This window comes from Sandaracinaceae bacterium (assembly GCA_020633055.1).
Lineage (GTDB): Bacteria > Myxococcota_A > Polyangia > Polyangiales > Houyiibacteriaceae > JADJJE01.
In genome coordinates this window covers 43,109-66,521 of the sequence record JACKEJ010000004.1, presented here as the reverse complement: position 1 = coordinate 66,521, position 23,413 = coordinate 43,109, and the positions used below count along the sequence as shown (strand labels likewise).

Here is a 23,413-nt window from a genome sequence, read left to right as displayed (position 1 = left end):
AAGCGACATCCACCGACATGTGGAGGAAGCTTTACACCCACACGACCCCACTCAGCGGGCGGTCGTAGCCCTGGCGAGTGTCTCGCGTGTCCCACGACGGGGTACGAAATTGTGTGCTCACGCGCCCTTTGCGCTTCATTTTCGGTGACGCCCCACGCACCATCGCCCGGTGACTCACGGCAGACCCCATTGGCTAAGCGGGGCCTCCCAACAGCCTACGCGCGAGCTCCCCATCGCGATGCAGGCGCCGTGGGAAGAACACATGCGCGAGGAGGCGCGGCGCATGCTGGTCGGCATCGGGGCCGTGTTGACCGTCGCGATGATGGTGGGCCTGGTGCTGGACACGTGGTTCATCGGTCACACCGAGTCCTACGCCCGCGTGCGCTTCGCGCTCCCACTGCAGATCGTGACCTGCGCGTCTGGGGCGCTGCTCTTGGCCTACTGGGCTCCGGCCAAACGTCATCCGCATCTGGTCTGTTGTCTGATGGGGGGGGCCCTGATGGGGTTGGTGGGCTACTCCCTCGGCTTCCTGGGCGGCATGGACGGCCCCTTCTTCTACATCACGTACCTGGCGCCCTGCGTCGGCCTCGGCCTGCCCGCGTCGCTGCGTGACCGCGTCGCCTTCACGCTCTGTCTGCTGCTGCCGTTCCTCGTGATGTTCTTCGGCTTCCACCCGAGCCACCTCGGGTTCCAGTACGCCTACATCGGCATCCTTCATCTCATCCTCGTAACGGTCGTGCTCACGTACTTCGGGGACCGCCTGCAGCGCGCCTCGCGTGAGCTCTTCGTGCTGCGCAGCGAGGCACAGGCTCAGAGCGAGCTGCTCTCGCGCGACAACGCGGGCCTCGCGCAGGAGGTCAAGCTGCAGGCCGAGAGCGTGGTGGCGGTGATCGACCGCGCCGAGTCGGTGCGCGCCGAAGAGCGTCGTCAGCTCGCGCGCATGCTGCACGACGACATGGGTCAGCTCATCGTCTCGGCGCGCGCCGGGCTCCAGAACCTGGAGCGCACCGTCGGCTCCTCGGTCGACATCCGCGACCTCGCCAGCCTGCGCTTCATCGTCGAGGACATCGAGCGCTCGGCGCGTAGCGTGGTCGGCGCCCTGCGCGAGAGCGATCTCCCGTTCGAGGTGGCCGTTGAGGATCTGGTCGAGATGTTCCGCTCCCTCGGGCGCGTCGAGATCGAGATCGAGCTCGACATGCGAGGCTGGGAGCCGCCCCTCGCCGTGCGCGAGATGTGTCTGCGCGTCGTGCAGGAGAGCCTCACCAACATCATGAAGCACGCCGAGGCGCGCACCGCGCGGGTGTCGGTCCGCCGCGAGCTGACCACGCTCACGGCCGTCATCCAGGACGACGGTCGGGGCATCCCCGCCGACGGTGGGCAACGAGGCTTCGGGCTCGCGGGGATGCGGGAGCGCGTGGAAGAGCAGGGCGGGACGCTCCTGGTCGAGGGGGCGCCCGGTGGTGGCACGCGCGTGGTGGCCGTCCTTCCGCGGCAGAGCGCGCCCCCTGCGGAAGCGCCGGAGGTGAGCGCATGATCCGGGTCTTCCTCGCGGACGATCACCCCGTCGTGATCGAGGGCGTCGCGCGCTACCTCGCCAGCGAGGACGGCCTCGAGGTGGCCGGACGCGCGACCAGCGCCGACGGCTTGGCCGAGGTCTACGCAGCGTCGCGCGCGGACGTGCTGGTGCTGGACCTGCGCATGCCCGGGGTCGACGGCATACGCACCATCACCGAGCTCGCGGCGCGCGGTATCCCGATCGTCGTCTTCACGCTGTACTCCGAGACTAGCGTGCTGGGGGAGCTCGCAGGGGCCGGGGCGCGCGCCGTGGTCGGGAAGTCGCAGGACCTCGCCAGCTTGGCGGAGGCCATCCGATCCGTCGCGGCGGGCGGCACGTTCACCAGCGCCGCGCCGACCCGCGGCTCACTGGGCTTCAGCCAGCGCGAGCGCGAGATCTTTCGGGGCATCGTCGCCGGCAAGCCTCTCAAGGTGATCGCCATCGAGCTCGGGCTCTCGAGCAGCACGGTTCACACCTACGCTCGCCGCATTCGGATGAAGCTCGGCGTCGAGACCATCCCGGACATCGTCCGCTTCGCAGCCCGCGTGGGCCTCGACGAGGGCTGAACCGAGAGGCACGCGCGGCGAAGCGTGCCGAGGCACTTGGCATCGAGCGCGCAGCGCGCCCACGGTCGCGACTGCTGCGCGGTATGGCCGTGACTACCCGCGCAGCGCCGCGTCGACCAAGGCTTGCGCCTCTTCCTGGATCACCCGCAGGTGCTCTCGACCACGAAAGCTCTCGGCGTAGATCTTGTAGACGTCCTCGGTGCCCGAGGGGCGCGCCGCGAACCAGCCGTTCTCGGTGACCACCTTCAGCCCTCCGATGGCCGCACCGTTGCCCGGCGCGTGCGTCAGCTTGGCGACGATGGTTTCCCCCGCGAGCTCCTCGGCGCGGACCTGCTCGGCCGACAGCCGCCCCAGCTTCGCCCGCTGTTCGCGGTCGGCGGGGGCATCCAGACGCTCGTACACCGGCGCGCCGTGCCGCGCCTCGAGGTCGCGGTAGTGCAGCCCGGGGTCGCGGCCCGTCTTGGCCGTGATCTCGGCCGCGAGCAGGCCAAGGATGATGCCGTCCTTGTCCGTGGTCCACACGCTCCCGTCGTGGCGCGCGAACGACGCCCCCGCGCTCTCCTCCCCGCCGAAGCCCAGCTCGCCCGAGCGCAGCCCCGCCACGAACCACTTGAAGCCCACGGGCACCTCGTACAGCCCGACGCCCAGCGACACCGCCACGCGGTCGATCATGCCGCTGGACACCAGCGTCTTCCCCACGCGTTTCTGAGCGCTGCGCCACGCCGGGCGGTGCTGGAACAGGTAGTCGATGGCCACCGACAGATAGTGGTTCGGGTTCATCAGGCCCGCGCTGGGTGTGACGATGCCGTGCCGGTCGTAGTCCGTGTCGTTGCCGAACGCGACGTCGTACTGATCCTTGAGCGCCACCAGGTTGGCCATGGCGTAGGGCGAGGAGCAGTCCATGCGGATCTTGCCGTCCTTGTCCGGCGGCATGAACGCGAAGGTCGGGTCGACGCGCGGGTTCACCACCGTCACGTCCAGCCCGTAGCGCGCAGCGATGGGCTCCCAGTACGCGATGCCCGAGCCGCCCATCGGGTCCACGCCGATGCGCAGGCCGCTGGCCGCGATGGCCCGCATGTCGAGGATCTCGCCCAGCGCGTCCACGTAGGGCGTCACGTAGTCGTGCGGCGTGGTCGTCTCGGCCACGATGGCCCGCGCGACGCTCACCCGTGGCACGCGCGCGACCCCTTCACACAACAGCTCGTTCGCGCGTTGCTCGATGCGCTTGGTGATCTCGCCCCCGGCTGGTCCGCCGTCGGGCGGATTGTACTTGAAGCCCCCATCGTCCGGAGGGTTGTGCGACGGCGTCACCACCACGCCGTCCGCCAGTCCCCGCCCACCGTGGACGCGGTTGTGCTCGAGGATGGCGAACGACACGGCGGGCGTCGGTGTGTAGCCGCCCGCCGCGTCCACGCACACCTGGACTCCCGCGGCCGCGAACACCTCCAGCGCGGTGTGTGTCGCCGGTGTCGACAGCGCGTGCGTGTCCATCCCCAGGAAGAGTGGCCCGTCGATGCCTTCGGCCGCGCGGTGCTCGACGATGGCCGCCGCGATCGCGACGATGTGCGCCTCGTTGAACGACCCACGCAGCGCCGAGCCTCGATGCCCGGAGGTCCCGAACGACACGCGCTGTGCCGGATCCTCCGCGTCTGGGCGGGTCGTGTAATAGGAAGAGACCAGGCGCGGGACGTCCACCGACGCGGGTGCGACCTGAACGGCGGGTGGGTTCGACATGCGCGTAGCATGGCACTCCACGTCGTACCGTCACGCGCGACGCGCTCTGGATCATCGCGTTCGCGCCGAGACACGCCGAGACATCTGCGTCTCGGCGCGTCAGTCGGCGGCGACCTCCGAGTTGGGCGGGTCGATGCGCGCGAGGCGTACGACCGGCAGGTCCTGCGAGAGCAGGTAGCGCTCGTCCACACGCAAGATGAACGCCTTCAGCCCTCGGCTGCGCAGACGCGAGAGGGCGACGTGGACGCGGTTCTTCGCGGCGTCCTTGCGGATACGCTCTCCAGGCCAGGCGGCAGCCTGGAGATCGGGCAGCGTCATGCCCTCTCGGTTCTCCACCAGACACTCGAGGATGCGTCGTGCGGGGGTATCGCGTCGCAGGTCCTGCCATTCGTCTTCGTACAGGCGGAAGAAGCGCGACTCGATGCAGACCACCAGGCCGTCCGTCGGGAGCGCGACGTCTTGTGCTCCCAGCGCTCCAAGGCGTGCCTCGAGGATGCGCCGCGCCGAGCGCGCGTCGTCCGAGAGGCGCCAGCTCGCGTCGTCGGCCTGCGTCACGGCGTGCAGCTGGCGCTGGCACTCGATCAGTCGCTGGCCGCGCTCTGGTTCCGCGCTGTTTTCCGCGCGCGCCAGCGGCACGAACGCCTGGTGCAGCCCGATCACCGCGCCGAGCAGAGGGTCGCGAAGGCCGTGCGCCCGACTGGACGCCTCCTCCAGCTCGCGCGCGGCGCGCACGATGTCGCCCGTCAGCGCTCGGGCGGCGGCGAGGCGACACAGCGAGATGACGGTCGAGCGCTCGTCACCGATGCGCCGCAGCAGCGACAGCGCCTCCTCGTGCAGCGTGACGGCGCGCGTGGGGTCGGCGAGCTCGAGGAACAGCTGCCCCAGGTTGCCCCGATGGATGGCGCCCAGGTATTGCTCGCTCCCCTCGTCCAGATCGCGCAGCGCCAGCTCCAGGGTCTCACGGGCCAGCACCAGGTCACCGCGCTCTTGGTACAGGAGCCCCAAGTTGCTGCGCACCACGCCCAGCAGCCGGCGGTCCTGGGTGATCCCCAGCGCCACCAGCGCGTCACGGTACGCCCCCTCGGCGGTGTCCAGGTCGCCGCGGTCGTGGGCGATGGCCCCGAGGTTGGCCTGCAGGCGTCCCTCGGCGCGTCGCGAGGGGGAGAGCGTGAGCGCCCGCGCATAGCACTCGGCGGCGCCCTCCAGGTTGCGCCGCGCGTGGCGGGCGAGGCCGACTTCGGTCAACAGCTGCACACGCAGCTCACCCGAGAGCCGGTGCTCGTCACTCAGGCCTGCGCTGGCGGCGTCCTCGGCTTCGTCCAAGCGCCCCTGCATGCGAAGGCCGCCAGCCAGGGCCAGTCGCAGGTGCGTGCGCAGCTCCACGTCGGCCTCTGCCAGCACGCGCAGGGCAGCCTCCATCAGCTCCTGAACGCGTGACGCGGGGCCCTCCGACAGCAACAGGCGGCCCGCTTGGATGACCACCCAAGCCCCCGCGTTCGTGTCGAGCGACGACGCCCGCTGCACCACGCGCTCGGCGGCGGCGATCACGTCGTTGCGCAGCAGGTCCACGCCGGCCCCGTCGCGCTCCGCTTGCGCTGCCAGGTACGTGTCGAGGCGGCCCGCGGCGGCGTCGTACACGCCCTTGCGTTCCTCGCTCGCGTACTCGCGCACGGCGTCATAGAGCCGCAGTCGACCGTCCGGCAGCAGCCGCAGGAACGACTTGTCGGCCAGGGAGCGCAGCAGGTCGAGGGCGCTGCGCTCCCCGTCGGGCTGGCTCAGCACGCGCGCCGTGGCGCCCACGTGGAAGGCGCCCGTGAACACGGCCGCCTCGGCCAAGCAGCGCTGCTCGGCCTCGTCCAACATGGCCCAGGACCACGCAATGGCCCGGCTGAGCGTCGAGTGGCGCTCGTGGCCGTCGCGGAAGCCCCCGCGCAGCAGGTCCAGCCGCCGCTGCCCGTCCACTTCGCCGAAGAACGGCGCGCGGGCCGCCGCGAGCTCGATGGCGAGCGGGGTGCCTTCGAGCCAGTCGCACCACGTGACCAGCTCCTCGGGCTCGATGGTGGCGCTGGGCCAGGCTTGCTTCATGCGTTCCACGAAGAGCTGGGTGGCCTCGCTCGCGCTACCCCCCACAAGGGACAGCGGACCGAGCTCGATCGTGCCCTCGGAGCGGATCCGAAGGCGCTCGCGGCTGGTGATCAACACGCGCGTCTCCGGCGCAGCCGTCAGCCACTCGCCCAGCAGCGTGGCGATCGGGTCCAGGACGCGGTCCGCGTCGTCCAGCAGCAGCAGCGGCTCGGCACGCGCCGCCAGCGCGCGTCCCACGTCGGGGGCCGTCGCGGTGGCCGGCAGCCCCAGCGCGCGGGCGACGGCGGCCGCGCAGCTCTCGGAGTCCACCTCGTGGCTGAGATCCACGTGGTAGCGCTCACCACGCCAGCCCGCAGAGGCCTGGTCGGCGAGGCGGCTCTTGCCGATGCCAGCGGGGCCCACGATGGTCGTGATGCGTCGCTCGTTCAACCACGTCTCGACCTGAGCGAGCTCTTGCTTGCGGCCGACGAAGCTGGCGTGACTTGGACTCACGCCGGGAGTGTCTCAGATTCCATTCACGCGTTCGAGCGCTAGCTGGCGCAGGCCGCTGCCAGTGTCGAATTGCACCAACAGGCTATTCCCCAGAAGCTCGGGGGGGAGGACGGGCGTGACCTGCGAGAAAGGCCCCTCGGCGTCGCAGAAGTGCGCGCCCTGCACCAACATCACGCCATCACGGCGAAAGGCGACCGCGGCCGTGCGGCAGCTGCCCTCGTTGGTCACGAAGAAGCCCGCGTCCTCGAGGGACGTGACTGCGCGCAGATCCAACGCGCCCGTTCCCGTCTGGCTCTCGAACGTCCCTCGCACCATGTTCGCCTCGCGCGTGGCCACGACCGAGAAGCTGCCTTCGGTGGCCTCGATGCTGCGGTTCACGGGCGTCGTGACCAGCCACGCGGTGTCCGTGTCGAGGGTGTCGCCCACGCCGCACGAGTAGACGATGACGCGGTCTTCTTCCCACACCGAGGCGACCAGCACGTCGCCGTCGCTGGTGCTCCCGACGAACACAGACTGGCTGGCGTTGGGTTCGCTGGCACACGCGGACAGCAGCGCGGCGAGCAACAGGAGAGAGGCACGAATCCGCAAGTGAAGCATGGGATGGAACGTACTCAGCCGCGTCGGGACCCGCAACAGCCACGGCCTCGTGGGGGCCCCTCTCGGCGCGCATTAAGACCCAGTTAAGCGCCAAATAACCGTCGCGTCGTGCGGGGCTGCGCATGATGCTCTCCATGACGCGCGCCACACTCAAGTCCCTAGCTTGCTCTCTCGCCTTCTTGCTGCCGGCCTGCGGCGGAGGGAACGGCCCCCCACCCGACCCGGACATGGGCCTCGGCGACCAAGGCGTGGTCGACGACATGGGCACCACCGACCTCGGCAACGACGACGACGCAGGCATGACCCCGGTCACCGTCGCCCAGCGGCCCGGACGCAGCGCCTCCATCGCCGTCGACGACGGCGCGACCACCATCGCCGTCGCCAACCGTGGCACGGACGACGTGACCTTCTTCGACATGAGCACGCGGACCGAGCGAGCCCGCGTGGCGGTCGGCGACGAGCCCAACGCGCTCGTCTTCCATCCCGATGGGAACCGCGTGTTCGTGCTCAACGCGGCGGACGGCACCGTCAGCGAGATCACAGGGGCTCGTACCGCCGGCGCGCGCGTGGTCCGCACCCACGACGTGGGCCCCGAGCCGATGGGCGCGGCCCTCTCCCCCACGGGACGTTTCCTCTACGTGTCCAGCTGGACGGGTGGCGCGCTGCACATCCTCGACACCACCACGCGCGACGTGACGAGCGTCGACCTCGGCGGTGCCCCCTATGCGGTGTGCGTGACCAATGACGGAGACCAAGAGGACGTCGACGAGACCGTCTACGTGACCGACTTCTACTCACAGCCGGGCACCGGTCGCGAGGGTACGGATGGCTCGCGCACGGGACGCGTCTTCCGCCTGGACGCGGACGGCAACAGCCTCGGCGAGGTGACCCTCTCGCCCGTCGCGGTGACGGGCGTGCTGCCCGCCGTGGACGCTGCCAACACGCAGGCGTTCCCGAACCAGCTCTACGCGTGTGCCATCTCGGGTCAGCACCTGTACGTCACGGCCGTGGGCGCCTCGCCTGCGGCGTTCGAGGGCGGGACCGACTTCCATCAGAACGTGCACGGTCTGGTCCACGCGGTGTCGCTCAGCACCAACACCGAGGTCACCTCGCGCACCATCAACCTGAGCGAGCTGGTCACGGCGCTCGCCGCGCCCAAGCGCTTCGCGCCCGTCCCGGTCAGCATCGAGTTCGTGGCCGGCACCGAGTTCGCGTACATCGCTTCGATGACGTCGGACGCGGTCATCCGCGTGGACTACGGACAGAGCCCCCCGCGCGCGGGTTCGCCCTCGGGCGCGACCTTCCTGCCCACCGCCCAGATGCCCACGGGCATCGCCATCTCGGGTGCCACGGCGTTCGTGTACAACGAGGTCAGTCGCTCGTTCTCGCGCATCGACCTCGCGTCGCAGACCACGCCCGACATGTCGATCGCGTCGGCGCCGCAGCCCGTGACGCCCGCCGAGCAGGAGGAGCTGCGTGGGCAGCGCTTCTTCACGACGGGTCTCGGCCGCTGGTCCTCGAACGGGTGGGTGTCCTGCGTATCCTGCCACCCGGGCGGCACCACCGACAACGTGACCTGGGTGTTCCCGGCCGGCCCCCGCCAGACGGTGGACACCAGCGCCACGTTCGACACGACGGGTGGCATCCAGCGCATCCTCAACTGGACCGCCATCTTCGACGAGGTGCACGACTTCGAGCTCAACACGCGGGCCGTGGCGGGCGGCGTGGGCGCCATCGTCAGTGACGCGGCGCTCGACGTGGCCAACCGCATCGACTTCGTGGGCCCAGGCGGCATCCCCAACCCGGCCAACGGCTTCAACGTGGGCTCGGCGGCGGCCGTCGCGGCGACGGGCGCGACCCCGGACGACTGGGACGCAATCGAGGCCTACATCCGCACGCTGCGCACGCCCGTGGCCGACTCGCGTGGCGGTGACGTCGTCGCGGGCCGCGCCGTGTTCATGGCGGCCAACTGCCAGAACTGTCACGGTGGCGCCCTGTGGACGCTCAGCGAGCGCTACTTCCAGCCCGTCTTCAATGGGGACCTGCGCACGCTGACGCTCGCCGCCGCTGGTGTGGCTTCCATCGGCGCCGTCCGCGCGGACCAGGTCGTGACGACCGACACGTCCGCTATGAACGTGCTGCAGAACGACGCGAACGGCGCGCCTCAGCGGCACACCTGCGTGGTCCGCGACGTGGGCACCTTCGACGCGGGCGCGAGCGGTCGCGGCGCGGCCGAGGTGCGCCAGAACGGCGGGGCGGCGCAGGGCGTGGACGGCTTCAACGTGCCCTCGCTGCTCAACATCGGCCTGGGCGCGCCCTATCTGCACAACGGCGGCGCCGAGACCCTCGAGGAGCTGCTCGACCCCAACGGCGAGTTCGCCACCCACCTGCGCGCGGGCAATCAGGTCTTCACGCCCAGCGCCACGGACATCGCCAACCTGGCGGCCTTCCTGCGCTCCATCGACGACAGCACGCCGACCATCGCCGTGCCCGCCGACCAGCGCTTCTGCCCCGAGGGGGTGGTCCCGCCCATCCCCTGACGGCCGAGGACGCGCTGCGCCGACGCCATGCGTCGGCGCGCGCCGAGACACCGATGAGCGCGCGCCGCGGGACTTCCGTAGCGCGCGCTTCGTCGTGTATGGTCCGCGCATGTCGCAAGGACCCGTCTGCGCCCTCCGTGTTGCGCTCTCACTGTGCGTTTGCCTCTTGGCTGTCGGGCGTGCGCACGCCCAACCCGAACAAACCGACTCCCCAGCGGGTGAACCCGTCGACCCGGGAGCGGCCGGCCCCGCCGAAGGCGCCGCGGACGGTGAGGGAGCCTCCGCCGCCGAGGACTCCAGCGGTGACCCGAGCGAGCCCTCCGAGGCTGCCGTGACCGAGGCGCGGCGCAGGTACGCCCAGGGGTCCGAGTTCTACCGCCGCGCGCGCTATGCCGAGGCCATCGCCGAGTTCAGCGAGGCCTACTCCCTCTGGCCCAACCCCACCATCCTGTACGCGCTGGGACAGGCCTACGAAGGGCTGTCGGAGGTCAACCGCGCGATCGAGACCTACCAGCGCTACATCGACGCAGCGCCCGAGGGGGACCTGCGGCGCGAAGACGCCGAGCTGCGCATCGAAGAGCTGCGGGGGCTCCTCGCGATCGTGCACGTGGACGTGAACGTCGAGGCCGTCGTGAGCGTGGACGGTGAGCCACAAGGCTCGGCGCCCGGGGACTTCCGTCTGTCCACTGGTCGGCACGTGATGGAGGTGCGCGCCGACGGCTACCAGCCGCAGACGGCCACCATCACGATCGCGGGTGGCACGGAGCGCACCGTGACGTTCGAGCTCGAGCCCGCGCCCGTGGCGGCGGTGCATGTCGCGCACGAGCCCTTCCGCTTCCCACGACCCGTGTTCTACACGGCGGTCGGGCTCACCGGCGCCGGCGCCGTCGTGTGGGGCGCCATGGCCACCACCACCCTCGTCCGGGCGCGGCGGTACAACGACACGCCTGGCCGCACCAACTTCGACCGCGACGATGCCCGCGACGTCGCCTCACGCTCCAACGTGGCGCTGGGCGTGACGGGTGGCCTGCTCGTCACCACCGTCGTCATCGGCTTGCTGACCAATTGGCGTGGGTCCGGGGCGGACGACGAGCCTCCCTCCGAGCCACTGGTCACCGCGGGCATCTCCCCACTGCAGGGCGGCGCCCTCGTGTCGGCGAGGTGGACCCGATGAAGCGCGCGATCCTGATCGTCGCGGGGCTCTCGCTCCTGCCCGGTTGCACCCTCGCCGGCCTGTGGGACGCCCCCCAGGTCGAGATCGAGGAGCGCTCGTGTCGCGTGGACGCCGACTGCGCCTCCGTGCGCTTCACGGTGGACCCCTCGCTGCGCAACGACCCCTGCTTGGTGGCGGTGCGCTCGTGCGACGTGAGCGCCGAGCGCTGCGTCGTGGACCTGCAGGCGCGAGACTCGGACGGCGACGGCTACCGCGACACGGCGTGTGCAGGCGTGCGCCCCGAGTTCGCTCCCTTCGGCGTGGACTGCGACGACGCCGATGCGAGCGCGTATCCGAACGCGGACCTCGACGGCGACGGCTTCGTCGCGCGCGGCTGCGGCGACGGCCTGCCGGAGGACTGCGACGACACCCGCGCCACGGCCTATCCCGGCGCCACCGTGGAGGCCTGCGACGGCGTGGTCTCCACCTGCACCGACGCGACCCCGCCGCTGCGCCGCACCGTCGAGGACTTCGACGGCGATCGCTTCGCGCCCATCGACCTGGACCCGAGCGTCTGCGTGGACGTGATGAGCGACGACGGAGAGCTGCTCTCGATCCCGCACACGGACTGCGACGACCTCGACCCGAACGTGTATCCGGGCGCGCCCGACGTCTGCGACGGACGCCACAACGACTGCGAGAGCCCCACGGGTGTGGGACCCGACCTGGGCGAGGACGTCGACGGTGATGGCTTCGCGTCCCCCTCGAGCCTGTCCTGCGACCCCGACCTCCCGGGCGGCCTGCCCAACTCGGACTGCGACGACCTCGACCCCAACACATACCCGGCTGCGCAGGAGACCTGCGACGGACTCATCAACAACTGCAACGAGCGGCGCAACGGGGCCTTCATGCGCCCCGTCGAGGACCCGGACGGTGACGGCAAGTATGCGGGCAACGCGAGCTGCGTGAACCCCGTGGTGGACATCGAGTGCATCAACGCGGCCTTTGACCGCTTCAGCACGTTCTGCTTGCCCAGCTCGGAAGCGCAGGTGGCGTCCTCGGTCGTGTCACTGGGAGCGATGGTGTCCGCCGACTTCAACGGCAACGGCTTCGAGGAGCTGGTGTTCGTGCGGGACGACGTGGGCTGCGCCATGGGCGGGAGGATCTACCTGTATCACTCGTTCCAGAGCCTCAACAGCTCGCTCAACGGGCAGGTCAACACCTGTGACGCCGTCGGCGGGACGGTAGCCATCTTCGCGGCGCAAGCCGACGACGACCCCGAGCTCGAGGTGGTCACGCTCAGCGGCGCGGGCGCTGTCATGGCCTACGACGTGGGACCCGGTTCGAACCCCACGCTCACCGTCAAGCAGCCCATGGGCATCACCGTGGGCGGCACGGCGCTGGCCGTCGGTGAGCTCGCTGGTGCAGCTGCGCCGGTGGTGATCGCGGTCGAGGGAGGCGCGCTCGTCTCCCGTCCGCTCGACGCCGACGCCGTGGCGGGGAGCGCCACGACCGTGGACGCTGCCGGGGCTGGGCTGACAGGGCTCCTGCTGACCGACGTCGATGGCGATACGCGTCCCGACCTGCTGGCCTACGGCGCGAGCTCGGCGACGCTGCGCATCTACCCGGGCACCGCGACTGGAGGCTTCGGGATGCGCCAGAACCTGGATCTGGCTGCGCTGCTGCCTGGTGTGGGCAACCCGCGTGAGGTCGCCGTGGGCGACGTCGAGGGCGGCGGCGATGGAGACATGGACATCGTCGTGTCTGGCTCCATGGGGCTCGGGCTGTTGGCGCGCCGCGATGGCGCCTACGTGGGGATGCCGGTCGGCGTGCTGCCCAACGGCGAGAGCCTGGCGCTGGGGGACATCGTCGCGAGCGACATCGACGTCCGGGACATGGGCAGCGATGGCTCTGCGGAGATCGTCTACGCCGTGACCGACCGTGACTCGGTGGGCTACATCGACGAGATCGGCAGCGGATTGTTCGCGCAGCACGTCTTCGTCGCGGACCTCGCGGGCGTGACCAACGTCGCGGCCGGTGACTTCGACGGCGACGTCGACGTCGACGTCGCGGCCTACTCGCCGACCTTCCAGCAGGTGGTGCGCTATCAGTCCTACTTCGTCTCGAACATGGGCTTCTCGAGCAGCCGCTTCGTCGACCGCTCGGTGGACGTGGGGTCGACCGTGGCCTACGACGTGGACGCCGACGGCGCCACAGACCTGATCGGCGCCTCCAGCCTCGCGGGGGGCGAGATCGTCCTGTGGCGGGCGCGCTCGCGCGATTTCTCCATGCTCGAAGAGCTGGTGGTCGGACGCGCGGACGGTGGCGAGGTCATCTCGGGGCTGGCTGCCGGAGACGTCACGGGTGACGAGCGCGCGGACTTCGCGGTCGTCTCCGAGGGCGCCGGACTGGTCGGCTACATTCGCGGCATTGGCGACCTGACCTACGCGCCACGGCAGGCGCTGGCGCCGTTCGACGGTGCGCGGGCCGTGGCCATGGGGGACCTCGACGGCGATGGTCTCGACGAGATCCTGGTCGCCGCCAACGGTGGCAGCGAGGGGCGGCTGGCGGTGTACGCGCGCGAGTCGGGGGGGGCGAGCTTCTCGCGTACCGTGGTGGACACCACCACCGCCGCGTGCACCGCCATCGCGCTGGGCGACGTGGACGACGACGGCGACCTCGACGTGGCGCTCTCCTGCGGCACGGACGGTGTCGTGGTGCTGCGTAACCCCGGACAGATGGGTGGGGCCTTCGAGGTGGTACCCGTCTTCGACGGATCCGGTGGCGCGAACGCGTCCTCGGTGGCGCTCTTCGACATGGATCGCGACGGCGCGGCGGATGTGGTGTCCTACCGCGCCGATCTCGCGTCGGTGCGCGTCGACCTCTCCCGTGGTGGGTCGTTCGGCGATCCACCCACGCTCGTCCCCGCCGACGTCCAGTCGCCGTCGGGCGCGCTCGTGACGGGGACGGACCTAGACGCTGACGGAGACCTCGACCTGATCGTCGCGGGGCTCGCGACCGGGAGCCCGCTGATCTACCTCCAGCTCCTCACGCTGGACCCGCTGCGCTTCGTGCCAGGGGTCATCCAAGCATCCGTGAGCGGTCGGGCCGTCGCGCTCGTTCCGCTCGACGTGTCCGGTGACCGCTATCAGGACTTCGCCGTGTCGTACGCCGAGCAGCGGAACGTCATCGCATACCGCTCGAGCCCCAACCCATGGTGGGGGCACTGAGCGACCTCGGGCGGCACCTGGACACACCACGTGCCGCTCGGGGCTCGTCGCCGCCACACGCGTGGGTGTTCGACCTGCGCACATCTTGTCTTTGCCGCCCCCACGGTGTTCTCCATGCTGTCCACTCGAAGAAACCCCTCTCGCGCGCTGGCCGTCGCGCTGCCGGCGCTCGTGGCCATGTCGGCGTGCGTCGTCGCGCCGGCGCGCGCCCAGGACGCGCTCACTCCACAGCCCATCGCGCCCGCGCCCGGAGGGACACCCATCGCGCCCGCGCCCGGAGGGACACCCATCGCGCCGCCCGCGTCGAGTGCTGCGGAGGGCCTCGTCGCTGCCCCCGCCGAGCCGGCTGGCGCACCGTCCGAGCCTGCCACTACCCCTGCGCCCGAGCCTCCCCGCATCCCGCTGCGCGTCACCGCCAGCGTCACGCTGCGCTACGACTCGTTCATCCTCGGCGATCCGCTCGACTTCGTGGGAGGCCCTGACTACGTGGGCGGCTTCCGCACGCGCGTGCGCCTCGGCGCCGTGTACGACCCCGCCGACAGCCCCGTGCATGGCGGCGTCCGCCTCGTGGTGGGCGAGAACCCGAACCCGGCGGCCTCCTTCGTTCCCATCGGGGACGTGGCGCGCACCACGGGCATCGGCCTCGACCAATACTACGTGTCCGTTCGACCACTGCGCGACCGGCAGCGCGTGACGCTGACGGCCGGCAAGATGCCCAACCCGTTCTTCACGGGCTGGACCGACGTGGGCTTCCGCAGCGAGGTGGTGTTCGACCAGGACATCATGCCGTCCGGCCTCGCGTTGTCCGCCCGCCTCGTCGATCGTGAAGGGCTACGTCTCACGAGCACGTCCGGCTACTTCGTGGTCCAGGACATCGAGAACGTCCGCTTCAGCGGCAAGACGGGGACGATCGCGCTCACCACCAGTCAGCTGCTGCTGGAACTGCCCTTCGTCGCCGCGGCTGCCAGCTACTACCGCTACAGCAACCTCAACGCGGGCCTGCACGCGCCCGGGGTGGTTCCGGGTGACGGCGCCGACTTCATGCCGGGCACGAACGCGTTCCTGCTGCGTGGCGGCGGTCTCCAGAGCACCAACAACCGGGTCAACTACGGCCCGAACGCGGATGGCTTCATCGACGATGACTGGGACGTGGTGCACCTGCTGGCGCAGCTCCAGCTCGACTTCGAGGGGCGCCCGCTGGTTGGCCCCATGCGCTTCTACGCGATGCTGGAGTACGTGCGGAACCTGACCACCGAGCGCGAGCACACCGCCGTGTCCGCCACCATGGGCGCGCGCCTCGGCGCCTTTCGCGCCGGCACGATGCCTCCGCTCGACGTGTGGGCCACCTACCGCCGCGTCCAGGCTGACGCCACGCTGGCCATGTTCGCCGACGCGGACCTCGGGGGCGGGACGGACTATCACGGCGTGGAGCTGGGCGTCGCGATGTACGCCCACGAGCAGGTGCGCTTGCTGGCTTCGTACTTCGACTTCAGACGCGCTCCCGGCATGGTGGAGCGCGTGCAGCGTGTCTTCTTCGACCTCATCTGGAGCTACTGATGCGGCACCCCCATCCCTCCCGCGCAGCAGCTCTCTGCCTCGCGCTCGGCGCCCTCGGGTGCTGGAACGCTCCCGTGACCGACACCCTCGAGAGCGCTTCGGTCCGCGACCTCTCGGGCATCGCGGGGCCCTCGGATCCCAGTCGCCTGCAGCCCCTCGAGCGCATCCCGCGCGACGTCTTCGGCAGCGCCAACACGGCCGACGCGCTCACGTTCTCGACGCTGGGACGCGAGGGGCGCGCGCTGTTCGACATGGATGACCGCGGCAGCCCGCTCTCGTTCTTCAACACCGAGCAGACGCCCCGCGACGGACTCGGGCCCGTCTTCAACCAGGCTCGCTGCCTGGGCTGCCATCAGAACTCGGACGACCTGGCCGACGCGCTGGGCGACTCGACGGGTGTCACGACGGTGAGCACGCCCGCGTCGCGTGCGGGCCGCACGGGGGTCACGGACCACGACGCGGTGTCCGTCTCCAACCCGCCGCCCACGGCTGCGTTCACGCTCTTTGGCGACTTCGACACGGCCACGGGCGAGTTCTTCGGGCTGCAGGCGTTCGGCGGGCCCGTGCGTCACGTCCAGGCCACGGGCGAGTGTCAGATCGACGGCATCCTGCCCGAGTCGGCGGACCCCTTCCTGGCGTCTCCGAATCGCGTGCGCGCCGTGGCCGAGCGCGCGGGCCCGCCCTACCTGGGTCGCGGCGTGATCGAGGCGATCTACGAGGAGGACATCCGCGCGCTACAGGATGCCGAGGACGCGGACACCTTCGCGTCCTCGCTCGCCCCCCCGCCGGGTCCCGACTGCCGCGGCGACTGCATCACGGGCCGCATCAACCAGAACCGAGCCAGCAATGCCATTCAAGGGGGCGACACCGTCACCCGCCTCTCACGCTTCGGGCTACGCGCGGCAGGCCCGACCCTGGTGCAGTTCATGGTGGGTGGCTCACAGGGGGAGCTCGGCATGACCAGCCCGCTCAGCCCGCAGGAGCCGTCCAACCCGGTCAACGTCGGGTTGCGCTGCGATACGTCGCCCGACCCCGAGCTGACGGTCCCGCGGATCCTCGCCCTGCGCGCCATGATCCGGCTGATCGGCGTGCCCGACTTCGACCCCGCGCTGCTGGCCTCTCCCGACAGTGACCCGCGCGCCCTGGAAGTGCGCGAGGGCGCGCGGCTGTTCGGGCTGGACCTGGACGCGTTCCGTACCCGCATGACACCCGGCATGGCCCCGGCTGGGCTGAGCGAGGACGCGGAGCACGGCATCGCCGCCGACCGCGGGCTCGGCTGCGTCAGCTGCCACACGCCCGTGCAGCGCACCGGGGCCTCGCCTGCGAGCATCGGTGCCGACGAGCTGAGCCATCGCTGGGCACCAGTCTTCTCGGATCTGCTCATCCATGACATGGGGCGTGTGCCCGCAGACCTCGGCGCCGACGAGCTCGCCGCGTGGACGCCCGCGTTCGAGGGCATCGACCGCAACCTCGCGGACTTCGCGCTCCCCGGACAGGGTCTCGCCCAAGGTCCCGAGTGGCGCACGGCGCCCATGATGGGGATCGGCCGCATCGGGCCACCCTTCCTGCACGACGGGCGCGTGTTCCTCAACCCCGACGAGCCCGCGTTCTTCTACTATGGGAGCCGCACCGCCGACGAAGCGGGCATCGCGCTCGTGGACCGGCGGGTGCCCATCGTCACGCTGGAGCAAGCATTCCAGGCGGCCATCGAGCTGCATGATCTCCCGCAGCCGCCCGACTTCGACCTGAACGGCGTCCCTGACTACGACGTCTGCCCCCCCGTGCCAGACGCGCGTGACGTGTGCTCGCGAGACAGCGCGTTTCGCTCGGAGGCGCGCAACGTGATGGAGAAGTGGCACGCGCTGACGGACGCCCAGCAGCGCGCGGTGGTGCGCTTCCTGATGGCGCTCTGACGAGGGCTCCCGCGCGAGTGCGCTACTTCGGCAGTGCGCCCACGAGCGTGCGCGCCGCGCACCGCTGCGCCACGGCGAGAGGGAGCCCGGCTGCGGCGTAGCTGGCGGTCAGCTGGCGCAGCCCGGTCACGCGCGCGTGGACGAACACGCCGACGCTGAGGACGACCAGCGCCCACGCACCCAGTCCCGTCCACACGTCGCCACTCGCGCTGTTGCGGTGCAGCAGCGCCGCGCCAGCAACCAGCAGTAGCGTGGCGCAGGCGCACCTCACCAGGAACTGCTGCGTGGTGGCCACCGCGTCATCGGTCCCGGCGAGGGCCTCGACGTACGCGCTGAGCGCCTCCCCGGGTGGAACCTCGTCGCGTGAGGCCTCCCCGGGTGGAGCCTCACCGATCGACCCTGTCTCGTCCGACATGCACGAGCGGCGTTTCACGGGCCGTGCCAGCAGCGCCGACGCCGGCATTCTCCGACGATTCATCGCGCCTGTGGCAACTGGTGTCGGTCGGCCCCGACGCTCGACGACGCGGTCCGTCGGCGTGCTCCGACGTCAGCGCAGCCTGACGGACACCCGTCGCTCTTTGGAGACGCTACCCTGGGCGCATGGCGACAGGACCCAGCGACTCGGAACGCGACGTGCATGGCCGCACTTCGCGATCGACCAAGACCATGCGCCTGCTCACCCGCCTCCTCCTCTCGCACGCCGCTCCCGTGCTCGTCGTCACGCTCGCGTTCAGCCTGGTGCTGGTCGCCGTCGTGCGCATCCGCACCGTCCTCACCACGCTCAGCACGACCGAGCTGCTGACGCTCCGGGACGAGGGCACGGTCCACCGCGCGGCTTGGGAGCTGGACGTGCAGCTGCGCCGCGCAGAGTCCGCGTGTGCCCAGGGCGAGGGCGCCTCGCAGGTGGAGCCACGCATCAGTCGCAGCGCGGATACGCTCGAGGCGCGGCTGAGCGAGGCGGCGGCCGTCAGCCAGACCATGCGCGAGGTGGCACGGGGGTATCTCGCCATCGCCGACGAGATGATCGCGGGGGATGCATGCCAGGCGTTCGTGACGCGCTCCATCCAGCGCCGACGCTGGGCGTTGGACGAGCAGATGACGGACGTGTGGGTGCTGCGGTTGGCCGAGCTGCACACGGCGATGGGTCAGAAGGACGAGCAGGCCCGACAGGACGCGGTGACGGCCATCTGGATCGGCATCCCGCTGGCGGCGCTCTCGTTCGCGCTCGCCATGCTGCTGGCTGCGCATCTGGCGAGGGACTTCAAGCGCCCCCTCGCGACGTTGTCCGGCATGGCGCGGCGCGTCGGCCGTGGCGACTTCGGGAGCCCGGTCAGCGTGGAGGGGCCGCCCGAGCTCGTGGCCCTCGCCGATGAGCTCGAACGGATGCGGGCGCAGCTCCAGCAGCTGGAGATGCTGAAGCAGGGTTTCCTCGCGTCGGTCTCGCACGAGCTGCGCACGCCGCTGTCCAAGATCCGCGAGGCCCTCGCGCTGCTCTCGGACGGCGCGGTGGGCGAGCTCGAGCCGCGGCAGGTGCGGGTGGTGCAGATCGCGCGCACGGCGTGCGAGCGCGAGATCCGCATGGTGACCACGCTGCTGGACCTGTCGCGTCTGCGCGCGGGGAGCCCCTTGAGGCTGGCCAACGGGGGTTCGCTCATCGCGGTGGTGCAGAGCGCCGTGGCCGACGAGGGCGCCGAGGCGACGGCGCGCGGAGTCCACATCGAGCTGACCGTCGCGGCGGACAGTGACCGCTGCCGCCTCGACCCCGTCCTGATGGAGCGCGCCGTGGCGAACCTGGTGCGGAACGCGGTGTCGGTGTCCCGTCGTGGCCAGCGCGTGGACGTGCGAGTGGTCCGTGCCGCCGGGCACGAGGGCCGCGACGGACTGTGCGTGACGGTCGCCGACGAGGGGCCCGGTGTGCCGCCAGCCATCCGGGCCACCATCTTCGACGTCTTCGTCACTCACGAGGTGCCATCCTCCGGGAAGGCCATCGGGGTGGGTATCGGGCTCGCGCTCGCCCGCGAGGTCGTGCAGGCGCACGGTGGCACACTCACGCTCACCGAGGCGGGGGACGAGGGGGCGTCCGAGCGTCAGGTGGGTGCCTGCTTTGCCCTGTGGCTTCCCTTGGATGAAGGGACACCCCCCGAGCCAAACCCTCCCCATGGTCTGCTCGGTTTCTCGCCAGCGACGAGCTAGGGTCGACGGACATGAACGAGCCGACGCACTATCGACCCCACGTAGCGGTCATCGACGACGAGGAAGACCTGTGTGAGCTCATCGCGCTACGTCTCGAACACCACGGCTTCCGCGTGAGCTCGGAGCAGACCTGCCGCGGCGGGCTCGAGATCCTGGAGCGCGAGGTGGTGGACGCCGTGCTGCTCGACCTGCGCCTCGAGAATGAGAACGGCCTCGACCTGCTGGACGAGGTCCAGAAGCGTTCGCTGGACCTGCCGGTCATCATCCTGACGGCGCACGGCACCATCGACACGGCCGTTCTGGCGATGGAGCGCGGCGCCTACGGCTTCCTCACCAAGCCCTTCGACGACCGCGAGCTCGTCCAGAAGCTGCGCCAGGCGGTCGAGCGGGTACGTCTGCGTCGCGAGGTGGCGGGGCTGCGCCGGGTGGTGGGTGACCCGACCGAAGCGGATCGCCTGCTGGGCACCAGCGCGGCCATCAGCGCGGTGCGCGACCTCCTCCCGCGGGTCGCCGGCGCTGACGCGAGCGTGCTCATCCTCGGGGAGTCGGGCACGGGCAAGGAGCTGGCCGCGCGCTCCATCCATGCGCTCTCGCCGCGCGCCTCGGGGCCGTTCGTCGCCATCAACTGCGGTGCGCTGCCATCGGAGCTGCTCGAGAGTGAGCTGTTCGGGCACAAGCGAGGCGCGTTCACGGGGGCGGTCAAGGACAAGCCGGGTCTGTTCGCGGCCGCGGCTGGAGGTACGTTGTTCTTGGACGAGATCGGGGACGCCCCGTTGCCGGTGCAGATCAAGCTCCTGCGCGTGCTGCAAGAGCGTGTCTACCAGCCCGTGGGCGGAACCGAACCGGTGGGGGCCGACGTGCGCATCGTGGCGGCGACCAACCGCGACCTACGAACCGACATGCAGGCTGGGCGCTTCCGTGAAGACCTCTTCTACCGCTTGCACGTCGTGCCCCTGTCCATGCCTCCGCTGCGTGAGCGTGCGGAGGACATCCCCCTGTTGGCGGAGGTGTTCCTCACGCGCGCGGCAGCGCGGCACGGGCTCGAGGGGGCGCACCTGGGACGCGATGCCCTGCAGGTCCTGAAACAACACGACTGGCCGGGCAACGTGCGCGAGTTGGCGAACGTGGTGGAGGGGGCGGCGCTGTTCGCGGCGGACGGTGTGCTGCGCGCGGCGCACGTGCTCGCGGTTCTACCGCGTCGTGATCACGCCACGCCTGGCGTGGAGGAGGCCGCTCCGAGCGCGCTCGTCGGGCACGCTCTGCGTGGGCTCGCGCCGGACGAGGAGCTCCCGCCTCTGCGTGAGGCCCGTGAGGCCTTCGACCGCGCCTACCTCGAGGAGGCCCTTCGTCGCGCGGACGGAAACGTCACGGCGGCGGCGCGCATCGCTGGCCGCAACCGCACGGATTTCTACGAGCTGCTCCGCCGCTACGACGTGGACGTAGCGGCCTTCCGCGGGTGATCAGGACACATTTTCCGCGCGTGCGCCGCCCTCGGGTGGCGCCGGGCTTCCGCCGCACACGGACCCACGGGGGGGGTTACCCGTGTGAGCTTTGGGCGCGCGAGCCGGTGTCGGGTGTGGCGCTGCTCTCGGTCTCGCCGAGCCCGGCGCGCTCGCTGTAGGCTACGCTCAGGTCGTGCACGAGGATGAGGATGAGCCCCACGCTGCCCAGGTAGAAGGCCGCAAAGCCCGTCTGCAGGAACACGACCCCACCTGCGGCGCCGCCCACCACGTACGACCCGAGGATGAGCAGGTGCAGGACCAGCTTGTGTTGCAGCGCTCGGTTCCCGCGGAGCTGCCCTTGCACCAGCATCGAGAGCTCCATGCCGAGGTCCGTGGACAGCCCAGTCAGGTGCGTGGTCTTCACGGCTCCACCCGACACCGTGGCCACGAGGCTGTTGAGGGTGCCCATCGAGAACAGCAGGATGGCCACCAGTCTCTCGGTCTCCGACAGCGTCTCGGCGTAGTGCGCATCGCCGTAGTAGCCGACGGACGCCAGCAGGAACGTGACCGTCAACAGCGGGATGGCGCGGCCCACGAGCGGTGCGCGACGCTCCAACAGGCTGACGCTCGAGTGCGCATGGAACGCGCCCAACACGAACATGCCGAACCACACGCCGACGATGCCCACCTGGTGCCAGTGCCCCTTGACGAGCTCCTCGACGAAGACAGCCACGTGGCCCGTGACGTTGGAGGCGAACGCGAAGAACGCGATGACGCAGCAGACATTGACGAGCCCGGCCACCCCGGCCGTGAGACCACCGAGCCAGAGGTCGTGGCGTGGCGTGCGCCGATGCGGACGACTCAGCGCGATCACGAGGCACCCCCGGTCGCCCGCAGCTCCTTGATGCGGCCCTCGCGGAGTGCGCCGACACAGTCCGTGCGCTCGAACTCCAGCCGCGCGATGCCGCGCACTTCCATGCCGACGTCGACGTTCAGCACCAGCAGGTCGTCGCGTAGCTCCTTGATGTCGTACGCCTCGAAGTGCTCGTGGCCATCTTCACCGCTGCGGATCGTCAGCACGTGGCCGCGACCCTTCAGGCGCCACCGTGCGCCCGCGAGCGTGCCATCCATCCCCGCGATGGCCAGCTCGCCGCGTGAGTGGAACCACCACAGCTCGGCCTCGTGGCGTGGCCAGCGGGCCTCTGGGTACTCGCGCGAGCGGATTCCGTCGTTCCAGCGGGGAGCGCCTTCGGGCTGCGTCTCGCGCAGCAGCTCGTCCGCGCGCTCGTAGGTCCACCGGGTCTCGGCCCAGCAGCCGAGCAGGGCCTCTTCAGGGTGCTCACCGCAGCCGGCGGTCAGCAGGGACAGGGGCACCAGGGCGAGGAGCGCCATGACGCGATGGGTGGGGGTACGCATTCACGGGGTTCGACAGCAAGCTCCGTGCCCAGGAGCCCAGAGCCTCGAAAACGCGAGCGATAACGCGGATCGCCCGCCGTGTTCGTCGCGCGTGGACGCGGCGTGTCAGCCCGCTCCGACGCCACTGTCGGGGATCCCCGACACCCCGAGCGGGGTAGGGGGGCGCCGGTATGTCCCGCACAGGCGGTCGCACAGCGTGAGTACCACCGACACGTTCACGGGCTCGCGCTGCGAGTGGTGCAGGTCGTGTCCGCGCGACGTCGCGAAGAAGAGGTCGTAGCCCGGGAGGCGGTAGCCGCAGTGCGTGACCATGGTGACGGCCGTCATCGAGAACGCCGCGATGGCGAAGGTGAGCGGGTGGATGGGCGCGAGCAGGCCGTAGAGGTGGAAGCACGCGAACACCGTCACGCCCTCGACCGGGTGCACCACCATGGCCGTCCAGATGCTGAGCGGAGGGCGGTCGGTGTGGTGCACGTAGTGCACCTTGCGCGCGTAGACGCCGTGCGCGTGCTCGATGCGATGCCACGCGTAGGACGCGACGTCGCCGATGAGGAAGTAGAGCAGCAGGTCGCGCAGCAGCTCCGCCAGCGTCGGTGTGCGGGCGGGGAGGGTGAGCTGGAGCGCGGCGGGGAGGTCGACCAGCGCGAGCGCGACCATGACGACCACATACGTGGGGGCGTAGACCTTCATCGCGCGGTTGTGCACGGCGAGGGCCTCGCGCAGCGTGAGGCGCTTCGAGACGAACACGTCCACGAACGAGAACACGACGCCGGGCACGTACACGCCAGCGATGACCGCCGAGAGGATGAAGGCGGGGGAGCTGAGGAAGCGCGGGCCGAGCGTGTGCAGCAGCGCGTCCCACAGGGGCTGGGTGAGCGTCGGGTCGTCGAACATGGGTGTGCTGAGCTCCTTCGATGCGTGGGTGTTCGCGGTGCGCGTG

16 protein-coding genes are annotated in these 23,413 nt (G+C 70.6%); 9 read left to right on the top strand and 7 right to left on the bottom strand.

The genetic code is table 11. The features are described 5' to 3' along the window. Nucleotides 1-169: 169 nt before the first annotated feature. A complete protein-coding gene (locus H6726_00310) occupies nt 170-1,534 on the top strand; it encodes a sensor histidine kinase (protein MCB9656060.1) in 1,365 nt (454 codons plus the stop codon). Further along, entirely contained in the window at nt 1,531-2,121 is a 591-nt protein-coding gene (locus H6726_00305) for a response regulator transcription factor (GenBank protein MCB9656059.1), read from the top strand. The genes H6726_00310 and H6726_00305 overlap by 4 nt, the downstream gene beginning before the upstream one ends. Before the next feature lie 93 nt (nt 2,122-2,214). Here H6726_00305 and H6726_00300 read toward each other — a convergent pair whose 3' ends face one another. The 3 genes from H6726_00300 to H6726_00290 all read right to left on the bottom strand — a co-directional run bounded on the left by H6726_00300 (nt 2,215) and on the right by H6726_00290 (nt 7,029). Continuing rightward, on the bottom strand, nt 2,215-3,855 hold the full coding sequence (locus tag H6726_00300) for an alpha-D-glucose phosphate-specific phosphoglucomutase (GenBank protein ID MCB9656058.1): 1,641 nt from the start codon (nt 3,853-3,855) through the stop codon (nt 2,215-2,217). 99 nt (nt 3,856-3,954) lie between these two features. After that, nucleotides 3,955-6,432, bottom strand: coding sequence for a tetratricopeptide repeat protein (locus H6726_00295; GenBank protein MCB9656057.1), 2,478 nt, complete (start codon nt 6,430-6,432; stop codon nt 3,955-3,957). Between the two features lie 12 nt (nt 6,433-6,444). Then, nucleotides 6,445-7,029, bottom strand: coding sequence for a hypothetical protein (locus tag H6726_00290; GenBank protein ID MCB9656056.1), 585 nt, complete (start codon nt 7,027-7,029; stop codon nt 6,445-6,447). A gap of 134 nt (nt 7,030-7,163) precedes the next feature. Here H6726_00290 and H6726_00285 point away from each other — a divergent pair, with 134 nt between their 5' ends. The 5 genes from H6726_00285 to H6726_00265 all read left to right on the top strand — a co-directional run bounded on the left by H6726_00285 (nt 7,164) and on the right by H6726_00265 (nt 17,422). Next, nucleotides 7,164-9,569, top strand: coding sequence for a hypothetical protein (locus H6726_00285; protein ID MCB9656055.1), 2,406 nt, complete (start codon nt 7,164-7,166; stop codon nt 9,567-9,569). A 109-nt stretch (nt 9,570-9,678) separates the two neighbouring features. Beyond that, entirely contained in the window at nt 9,679-10,743 is a 1,065-nt protein-coding gene (locus tag H6726_00280) for a tetratricopeptide repeat protein (protein ID MCB9656054.1), read from the top strand. Continuing rightward, nucleotides 10,740-13,952 carry a VCBS repeat-containing protein gene (locus H6726_00275; protein MCB9656053.1) on the top strand — a complete coding sequence of 1,071 codons (3,213 nt, stop codon included), beginning with the start codon at nt 10,740-10,742 and terminating at the stop codon, nt 13,950-13,952. The genes H6726_00280 and H6726_00275 overlap by 4 nt, the downstream gene beginning before the upstream one ends. Before the next feature lie 114 nt (nt 13,953-14,066). Further along, nucleotides 14,067-15,509 carry a putative porin gene (locus tag H6726_00270; GenBank protein ID MCB9656052.1) on the top strand — a complete coding sequence of 481 codons (1,443 nt, stop codon included), beginning with the start codon at nt 14,067-14,069 and terminating at the stop codon, nt 15,507-15,509. A gap of 74 nt (nt 15,510-15,583) precedes the next feature. Beyond that, a complete protein-coding gene (locus H6726_00265) occupies nt 15,584-17,422 on the top strand; it encodes a hypothetical protein (protein MCB9656051.1) in 1,839 nt (612 codons plus the stop codon). A 22-nt stretch (nt 17,423-17,444) separates the two neighbouring features. Here the strand turns inward: H6726_00265 and H6726_00260 are convergent, their stop codons facing one another. Then, entirely contained in the window at nt 17,445-17,837 is a 393-nt protein-coding gene (locus H6726_00260; protein MCB9656050.1) for a hypothetical protein, read from the bottom strand. A gap of 185 nt (nt 17,838-18,022) precedes the next feature. Between H6726_00260 and H6726_00255 the strand changes: the two genes are divergently transcribed. Together H6726_00255 and H6726_00250 are read left to right on the top strand one after the other, a co-directional pair. Next, the gene (locus H6726_00255; protein MCB9656049.1) at nt 18,023-19,615 is read left to right on the top strand and encodes a HAMP domain-containing histidine kinase; all 1,593 of its coding nucleotides are present in this window, start codon (nt 18,023-18,025) and stop codon (nt 19,613-19,615) included. A gap of 11 nt (nt 19,616-19,626) precedes the next feature. Continuing rightward, on the top strand, nt 19,627-21,075 hold the full coding sequence (locus H6726_00250; GenBank protein ID MCB9656048.1) for a sigma-54-dependent Fis family transcriptional regulator: 1,449 nt from the start codon (nt 19,627-19,629) through the stop codon (nt 21,073-21,075). Between the two features lie 76 nt (nt 21,076-21,151). Here the strand turns inward: H6726_00250 and H6726_00245 are convergent, their stop codons facing one another. The 3 genes from H6726_00245 to H6726_00235 form a co-directional block, all read right to left on the bottom strand. Continuing rightward, nucleotides 21,152-21,931: a DUF1275 domain-containing protein gene (locus tag H6726_00245; protein MCB9656047.1), complete on the bottom strand. Its 780-nt coding sequence runs from the start codon at nt 21,929-21,931 to the stop codon at nt 21,152-21,154. Continuing rightward, the gene (locus tag H6726_00240) at nt 21,928-22,449 is read right to left on the bottom strand and encodes a hypothetical protein (GenBank protein MCB9656046.1); all 522 of its coding nucleotides are present in this window, start codon (nt 22,447-22,449) and stop codon (nt 21,928-21,930) included. Before H6726_00240 ends, H6726_00245 begins: the two co-directional genes overlap by 4 nt. Nucleotides 22,450-22,578: 129 nt before the next feature. Continuing rightward, nucleotides 22,579-23,367 (bottom strand): sterol desaturase family protein, encoded by a 789-nt coding sequence (locus tag H6726_00235; protein MCB9656045.1) that lies wholly within the window; start codon nt 23,365-23,367, stop codon nt 22,579-22,581. Nucleotides 23,368-23,413 lie beyond the last annotated feature (46 nt).